Source organism: Streptomyces sp. NPDC059010 (genome assembly GCF_042740355.1).
In the GTDB taxonomy this organism is placed as follows: domain Bacteria; phylum Actinomycetota; class Actinomycetes; order Streptomycetales; family Streptomycetaceae; genus Streptomyces.
On record NZ_JBHYJA010000056.1, the window covers coordinates 56,165 to 63,894 of the forward strand.

The window sequence follows — 7,730 nt, forward strand, 5'->3', positions numbered from 1 at the left end:
GTCGGGGTTACAACCTCGCCCGCGCCCTACTTGTGAGGGCTATAGGCCACCGGGCGCGGCCCCCCAGCGCCCGCGGGGGGGGCCCCCTCGCCCGTACCCAAACCCTGATCAAGGGCACCAACGGCATCGGCACGGTACGCAAGACCACCCTCCCCGGTGGCCTGCGCATCGTCACCGAGACCCTGCCCTCGGTCCGCTCGGCGACCTTCGGAATCTGGGCGCACGTCGGCTCCCGTGACGAGACGCCGTCCCTGAACGGCGCCACGCACTACCTGGAGCACCTGCTCTTCAAGGGCACGACCCGGCGCAGCGCCCTGGACATCTCCGCCGCCATCGACGCGGTGGGCGGCGAGATGAACGCCTTCACGGCGAAGGAGTACACGTGCTACTACGCGCGCGTGCTCGACACCGACCTGCCGCTCGCCATAGACGTCGTCTGCGACATGCTGACGGGCTCCCTGATCCTCGAAGAGGACGTCAACGTCGAGCGGGGCGCCATCCTCGAAGAGATCGCCATGACGGAGGACGACCCGGGCGACTGTGTGCACGACCTGTTCGCGCACACCATGTTCGGCGACAACCCCCTCGGCCGCCCGGTCCTCGGCACGGTCGACACCGTCAACGCCCTCACCGCCGACCGCATCCGCCGCTTCTACAAGAAGCACTACGACCCGACACACCTGGTCGTGGCGGCCGCCGGCAACATCGACCACAACAAGGTCGTACGACAGGTCCGTGCCGCCTTCGAGAAGGCGGGCGCCTTCAGGAACGGCGACGCCGAGCCCATCGCCGCCCGGGTCGGCCGACGTGCCCTGCGCACCGCGGGCCGCGTCGAGCTGATCGGCCGCAAGACCGAGCAGGCCCATGTCGTCCTCGGCATGCCCGGCCTGTCCCGCACGGACGAGCGCCGCTGGGCACTGGGTGTGCTGAACACCGCGCTGGGCGGCGGCATGTCGTCCCGCCTGTTCCAGGAGGTCCGCGAGAAGCGCGGCCTGGCCTACAGCGTGTACTCGTACACCTCGGGCTTCGCCGACTGCGGCCTGTTCGGCGTGTACGCGGGCTGCAGGCCTTCGCAGGTCCACGACGTGCTGAAGATCTGCCGCGACGAACTCGACCACGTCGCCCAACACGGCCTGTCCGACGACGAGATCGACCGCGCCATCGGCCAGCTCCGCGGCTCCACGGTCCTCGGTCTTGAGGACACCGGTGCGCTCATGAACCGCATCGGCAAGAGTGAGCTGTGCTGGGGCGAGCAGATGTCCGTCGACGACATGCTGGCCCGGATAGCGGCCGTGACCCCGGACGACGTCCGCTCGGTCGCCCGCGACATCCTGGGCCGGCGGCCCTCGCTGTCGGTCATCGGCCCGCTGAAGGACAAGCAGGCGTCCCGGCTGAACGACGCCGTGGCCTGACCTGGTCCGCCCTCGGAACATCCGACGTAAGGAAGCAACACAGATGAGCAAGCTGCGCGTGGCGGTCCTCGGCGCCAAGGGCCGGATCGGCTCCGAGGCGGTACGGGCGGTCGAGGCCGCCGAGGACATGGAACTGGTCGCCGCCCTCGGCCGGGGCGACAAGCTGGAGACCCTCGCGGAGACGGGCGCCCAGGTGGCCGTCGAACTGACCACGCCGGACTCGGTGATGGCCAACCTCGACTACTGCGTGAACCGCGGCATCCACGCGGTCGTCGGCACCACGGGCTGGACCGACGAGCGCCTCGCGCAGCTGAACGGCTGGCTGGCCGCCTCCCCGGAGACGGGCGTGCTCATCGCGCCGAACTTCTCCATCGGGGCCGTCCTGAACATGAAGTTCGCGCAGATCGCCGCGCCCTACTTCGAGTCGGTCGAGGTCGTCGAACTGCATCACCCGAAGAAGGTCGACGCCCCGAGCGGTACGGCCACGCGCACGGCCCAGCTCATCGCCTCGGCCCGCGCCGAGGCGGGCACGGCCCCGGCACCGGACGCCACGGAGACGGCCCTGGAGGGCGCGCGCGGCGCGGACGTCGACGGCATCCCCGTCCACTCCGTCCGGCTGCGCGGTCTGCTGGCCCACCAGGAGGTCCTGCTCGGCGGCGAGGGCGAGACCCTCACCATCCGCCACGACTCCCTCCACCACAGCAGCTTCATGCCGGGCATCCTGCTCGGCGCGCGCCGCGTGGTGACCACTCCGGGCCTGACCTTCGGCCTGGAACACTTCCTGGACCTGGGCTGACACGGGGCTCACCGATGCGCGCGAAGATCACCTACGCCATAACGGCCGCCGTCCTGGTCGTCTACTTCGTCCTGGTCGGCAGCCGTGGCGTGATGCTCATCCAGTCCGGCACGGTCCTCACCGTCACCTTCGGTGTTGCGGTGCTGATCCTGCCGGTCATCGGCCTGTGGTTCCTGTGGAAGAACACCCAGTTCGTCCGCAGGGCGAACGCCCTCGCCGCTCAACTCGACGCCGAGGGCGGCCTGCCCGTCGACGAGCTGAAGCGCACGCCCGGCGGCCGTATCGACCGTGACTCGGCCGACGAGGTCTTCGCCAAGCGCAAGGCCGAGACGGAGGAAGCCCCCGACGACTGGCGCAGCTGGTTCCGCCTCGCCATCGCCTACCACGACGCCCGCGACACCCCACGCGCCCGCAAGGCCATGCAACGGGCGATCGCCCTGCACGACGGCAAGATGATCGAGGCCTGAACGAACCTCACGCCGGGCCGTCGGGCTGACGAGCCTTCGGGCCCATGAGGTCCGAGGTCTCTGGGGTCTACGACGACGAATCGGCCGTACGTCGGCCCTAGGTATGTCGAAGGGGCCGGCCCGCTCTCACCGCGGACCGGCCCCTTCGACATACCGTCACGATCAGGGGCGGTTGTTCTCCGCGGCCCACGCCTCGACCGCGTCGGCGGCCCGGTCGAACGCCTCGACCCGCCCGAGGAAGTCCGCGTTGTGCGTGGTCATCAGCATCGGCATGTCATCCGCCGAACGACCCCGCCGTACGAGCATCAGCGCCTGCCCCTGCACCGTGCGCGGCAACCCCAGCCAGCGCACCGGCTGCTGCACCGTCCGCACGGCGGCGACCTGATCCCAGGGCGCCGTACGCGTCATGAGGAAGCCCACCTGGCGCAGCCCGCGCGGGCTCACCCAGACGCCCATGCGCAACAGCCGCAGGGCACCGGCGATGACGGCCAGCGCGAGGCCGAAGACGACGGCCGCCCCGGTCACCGTGCCGGTGAGGGCGATGATGACCGCCGCGAACAGCACGTACGAGGCGAGCAGCAGCCACAGCGCCGCCACGCCCACCCGCCACGGACCGGGACGGTAGGGCCGCCGCCAGCGGTCACGGTCCTCGAAGGGCAGCGGGACATCGTCGGCCGCTTCGAAGGTACGGTCGGCCGTCAGGAAGGGCAGGGGCACGACTGGTCCTCACTCAATCCATGCTTGGGCTGTGCCCGGTGAGGCTATCGACCCGCGTCCCCGCTCACCACCCTCGGGGGGCCATGGGGGTACCTCCCACGCCATTCGGGCAGTGGGGAGGAGTCCGGGGAGGGGTCAGTGCCCCTGTGAGGCCTGTGACTGCTGGGCCGGCGTGGAGGTATCGGTGGCCAGCGCCGGCATGCCGAGCACCAGCGAGCCCACCAGGCCGGCGACGATGGTGAGCCCCAGCAGCCAGCGCCCGGCTATCTGACCGGCGGACGCCCGCTCACGGGGCGGGGGAGTGACATCGCTGCGGAACTGGTCGGCTTCGGCGATGAAGGCGAAGGGTACGGACTCGCGCCGACGGAACATCGGGGGGTCTTCTCCTCTCGGGATCGTATGGGTGACCGTCACCGAGACAGACGAGCGAACGCCCCAAAAGGTGCCCGGTTTCGCCGAATTCACAGAAATTCGCCGAAGTTCGCCGGTGTATGTCGCAACCCGGCACCGAACGCCCCGTTGTCAGTGCCGACCCGTAGAGTGGGCGCCGCCCACAGAAGTGATGGAAGGACCCTCCGAGCCGTGACCGACACCCCCGCCGACGACCTCAAGCCCAGCTTCCGCAGCGATGTCACCGTCGAGCTGGTCAAGCACAGCGCGGCCGACTCCGACGTGCTGTGGGCCGCCCGCGTCTCCACCGCCGGCGAGCAGTCCCTGGAGGAGCTGCAGAAGGACCCGGAGCGCTCCAAGGGCCTGATCAACTACCTGATGCGGGACCGGCACGGCAGCCCCTTCGAGCACAACTCGATGACCTTCTTCATCAGCGCCCCGATCTTCGTCTTCCGCGAGTTCATGCGGCACCGCGTGGGCTGGTCGTACAACGAGGAGAGCGGCCGCTACCGGGAGCTCCAGTCCGTCTTCTACGTCCCCGACGCCGCCCGCAAGCTGGTCCAGGAGGGCCGCCCGGGCAAGTACGTCTTCGTCGAGGGCACCCAGGGCCAGCAGGAGCTGGTCGGCCGCGTCATGGAGGACTCGTACCGGCAGGCGTACGAGGCCTACCAGGAGATGCTCGCCGCCGGCGTCGCCCGCGAGGTCGCCCGCGCGGTCCTCCCGGTAGGCCTGTTCTCCTCCATGTACGCCACTTGCAACGCACGCTCCCTGATGCACTTCCTCGGCCTGCGCACCCAGCACGAGCTGGCGAAGGTCCCGTCCTTCCCGCAGCGGGAGATCGAGATGGTCGGGGAGAAGATGGAGGCGGAGTGGGCCAAGCTCATGCCGCTGACGTACGCAGCCTTCAATGCGAACGGCCGGGTGGCGCCGTAGCGCGATCCGTGCTCATCGACCCGCGGCAGCGGTGTGGGTCAGCCTCATGAAGTGTCCGTATTGCGGCATTTAGAGAAGTTCATCTAGCCTGATCAAACGGACCCGGCACTGCTTGAACCCCCGAGCAGGCAGTGCCGGGCTCCTTATTTGTCCTGACTTTCCCGCACCCCCCGAGGGCAGACCCGGCCGTGCGCAACGAGTAGCGTGTAACCCATGGCTCCGACCTCCACTCCGCAGACCCCCTTCGGGAGGGTCCTCACCGCCATGATCACGCCCTTCACGGCGGACGGCGCACTCGACCTCGACGGCGCGCAGCGACTCGCCACGCACCTGGTGGACGCAGGCAACGACGGCCTGATCATCAACGGCACCACCGGCGAGTCCCCCACCACCAGCGACGCGGAGAAAGCGGATCTCGTACGAGCGGTCGTGGAGGCCGTCGGCGACAGGGCCCACGTGGTGGCCGGAGTCGGCACCAACGACACCCGCCACAGCCTGGAGCTCGCCCGCGCGGCCCAGAAGGTCGGCGCACGCGGACTGCTGGTCGTCACGCCGTACTACAACAAGCCCCCGCAGGAGGGCCTGTACCGGCACTTCAAGGCCATCGCCGACGTCACCGAGCTGCCGGTGATGCTCTACGACATCCCCGGCCGCAGCGGCGTCCCGATCAGCACCGAGACGATCGTCCGCCTCGCCGAGCACCCGCGCATCGTCGCCAACAAGGACGCGAAGGGTGACCTCGGCCGAGCCAGCTGGGCCATCGCGCGTTCCGGCCTGGCCTGGTACTCCGGCGACGACATGCTGAACCTGCCGCTGCTCTCCGTGGGCGCGGTCGGCTTCGTCTCGGTCGTCGGCCACCTGGTCACCCCCGACCTGCGGGCACTCGTCGAGGCGTACGTCTCCGGCGACGTCCAGAAGGCCACGGAGATCCACCAGAAGCTGCTCCCGGTCTACACCGGCATGTTCCGCACCCAGGGCGTCATGACGACCAAGGCCGCGCTCGCCCTCCAGGGCCTGCCCGCAGGCCCCCTGCGCGCACCCATGGCCGAGTGTTCGCCCGAGGAGATCGAGCAGCTCAAGATCGATCTTGCGGCAGGCGGGGTACAGCTCTAACACCAGACTTCGCGCGCCGGCCGCGCAGCAGACTCCACAACTGAATAAGCGGGCCACCGGTGCCTGCGCACTACACACAACGACAACTGCTTCTGCACGAACGTCACGCGCGCCACGTGCCCGACCGGTACGTGGCGCGCGTGGTGAGGAGAGTCTTTTGAGTCATCCGCATCCTGAACTCGGCTCGCCCCCGCCGCTCCCCGAGGGCGGCCTACGGGTCACCCCGCTCGGCGGCCTCGGCGAAATCGGCCGAAACATGACGGTCTTCGAATACGGCGGCCGCCTGCTGATCGTCGACTGCGGAGTGCTCTTCCCCGAGGAGGAGCAGCCCGGAATCGACCTGATCCTGCCGGACTTCTCGTCCATCAGGGACCGCCTCGACGACATCGAGGGCATCGTCCTCACCCATGGCCACGAGGACCACATCGGTGGCGTCCCCTTCCTCCTTCGCGAGAAGCCGGACATCCCGCTGATCGGCTCCAAGCTGACCCTCGCCCTCATCGAGGCCAAGCTCCAGGAGCACCGCATCCGCCCGTACACCCTTGAGGTGGCGGAGGGGAACCGCGAACGCATCGGCCCCTTCGACTGCGAGTTCGTGGCGGTCAACCACTCCATCCCCGACGCCCTCGCCGTGGCCATCCGCACCCCCGCGGGCATGGTGGTCCACACGGGCGACTTCAAGATGGACCAGCTCCCGCTGGACAACCGCCTGACCGACCTGCACGCGTTCGCACGGCTGAGCGAGGAGGGAATCGACCTCCTCCTCTCGGACTCGACGAACGCGGAAGTCCCGGGCTTCGTCCCGCCCGAGCGGGACATCTCCAACGTCCTGCGCCAGGTCTTCGCCAACGCCCGCAAGCGGATCATCGTGGCGAGCTTCGCCAGCCACATCCACCGCATCCAGCAGATCCTGGACGCGGCCCACGAGTACGGCCGCCGGGTCGCCTTCGTCGGCCGCTCGATGGTCCGCAACATGGGCATCGCCCGCGACCTCGGCTACCTGAAGGTCCCGCCGGGCCTGGTGGTGGACGTCAAGACCCTGGACGACCTCCCGGACCACGAGGTGGTCCTGGTCTGCACGGGCTCCCAGGGCGAGCCGATGGCGGCCCTGTCCCGCATGGCCAACCGCGACCACCAGATCCGCATCGTCCAGGGCGACACGGTGATCCTCGCGTCGTCGCTCATCCCGGGCAACGAGAACGCGGTCTACCGCGTCATCAACGGCCTGACCCGCTGGGGCGCGAACGTCGTCCACAAGGGCAACGCCAAGGTCCACGTCTCGGGCCACGCCTCCGCGGGCGAGCTGCTGTACTTCTACAACATCTGCCGCCCGAAGAACCTGATGCCGGTGCACGGCGAATGGCGCCATCTGCGCGCCAACGCCGAACTCGGCGCCCTGACCGGCGTCCCGCACGACCGCATCGTCATCGCCGAGGACGGCGTCGCCGTCGACCTCATCGAGGGCAAGGCGAAGATCTCCGGCAAGGTCCAGGCCGGTTACGTGTACGTCGACGGCCTCTCGGTCGGCGACGTGGGCGAGCCGGCTCTGAAGGACCGCAAGATCCTTGGCGACGAGGGCATCATCTCGGTCTTCGTGGTGATGGACGCCTCCACCGGCAAGATCACGGGCGGCCCGCACATCCAGGCCCGCGGCTCCGGCATCGAGGACTCCGCCTTCGGGGAGGTCATCCCGAAGATCACGGAGACCCTGGAGCGGTCGGCCCAGGACGGCGTGGTCGAGCCCCACCAGCTCCAGCAGCTGGTGCGGCGGACCCTGGGCAAGTGGGTCTCCGACACGTACCGGCGCAGGCCGATGATCCTGCCTGTGGTGGTGGAGGTCTGACGGTCCGTCGGACGTTCGACTGCGTGAACCAGGAGCGGGGCGGGGGGGGGGTGTGGGGG

8 protein-coding genes are annotated in these 7,730 nt (G+C 69.3%); 6 read left to right on the forward strand and 2 right to left on the reverse strand.

From position 1 onward, the window contains the following. Positions 1-32: 32 nt before the first annotated feature. From ACFWYS_RS40425 to ACFWYS_RS40435, 3 genes are read left to right on the forward strand one after another with little or no spacing between them, the layout of a single operon-like run. On the forward strand, positions 33-1,412 hold the full coding sequence (locus tag ACFWYS_RS40425) for a M16 family metallopeptidase (protein ID WP_384780741.1): 1,380 nt from the start codon (positions 33-35) through the stop codon (positions 1,410-1,412). Between the two features lie 43 nt (positions 1,413-1,455). Then, on the forward strand, positions 1,456-2,208 hold the full coding sequence (gene dapB, locus ACFWYS_RS40430) for a 4-hydroxy-tetrahydrodipicolinate reductase (RefSeq protein WP_384780720.1): 753 nt from the start codon (positions 1,456-1,458) through the stop codon (positions 2,206-2,208). Positions 2,209-2,222: 14 nt separating this feature from the next. Continuing rightward, positions 2,223-2,675 (forward strand): hypothetical protein, encoded by a 453-nt coding sequence (locus tag ACFWYS_RS40435; RefSeq protein WP_384780723.1) that lies wholly within the window; start codon positions 2,223-2,225, stop codon positions 2,673-2,675. Between the two features lie 162 nt (positions 2,676-2,837). Here ACFWYS_RS40435 and ACFWYS_RS40440 read toward each other — a convergent pair whose 3' ends face one another. Both ACFWYS_RS40440 and ACFWYS_RS40445 read right to left on the reverse strand, forming a co-directional pair. Then, a complete protein-coding gene (locus ACFWYS_RS40440; RefSeq protein ID WP_384780726.1) occupies positions 2,838-3,392 on the reverse strand; it encodes a hypothetical protein in 555 nt (184 codons plus the stop codon). A 135-nt stretch (positions 3,393-3,527) separates the two neighbouring features. After that, positions 3,528-3,764: a hypothetical protein gene (locus ACFWYS_RS40445; RefSeq protein ID WP_384780729.1), complete on the reverse strand. Its 237-nt coding sequence runs from the start codon at positions 3,762-3,764 to the stop codon at positions 3,528-3,530. 210 nt (positions 3,765-3,974) lie between these two features. Between ACFWYS_RS40445 and thyX the strand changes: the two genes are divergently transcribed. The 3 genes from thyX (at position 3,975) to ACFWYS_RS40460 (ending at position 7,671) form a co-directional block, all read left to right on the forward strand. Then, positions 3,975-4,715 (forward strand): FAD-dependent thymidylate synthase, encoded by a 741-nt coding sequence (gene thyX / locus ACFWYS_RS40450; RefSeq protein WP_384780732.1) that lies wholly within the window; start codon positions 3,975-3,977, stop codon positions 4,713-4,715. A gap of 213 nt (positions 4,716-4,928) precedes the next feature. Further along, positions 4,929-5,828, forward strand: coding sequence for a 4-hydroxy-tetrahydrodipicolinate synthase (dapA, locus tag ACFWYS_RS40455; RefSeq protein ID WP_384780735.1), 900 nt, complete (start codon positions 4,929-4,931; stop codon positions 5,826-5,828). 157 nt (positions 5,829-5,985) lie between these two features. Then, on the forward strand, positions 5,986-7,671 hold the full coding sequence (locus tag ACFWYS_RS40460; protein ID WP_384780738.1) for a ribonuclease J: 1,686 nt from the start codon (positions 5,986-5,988) through the stop codon (positions 7,669-7,671). Positions 7,672-7,730: the final 59 nt, after the last annotated feature.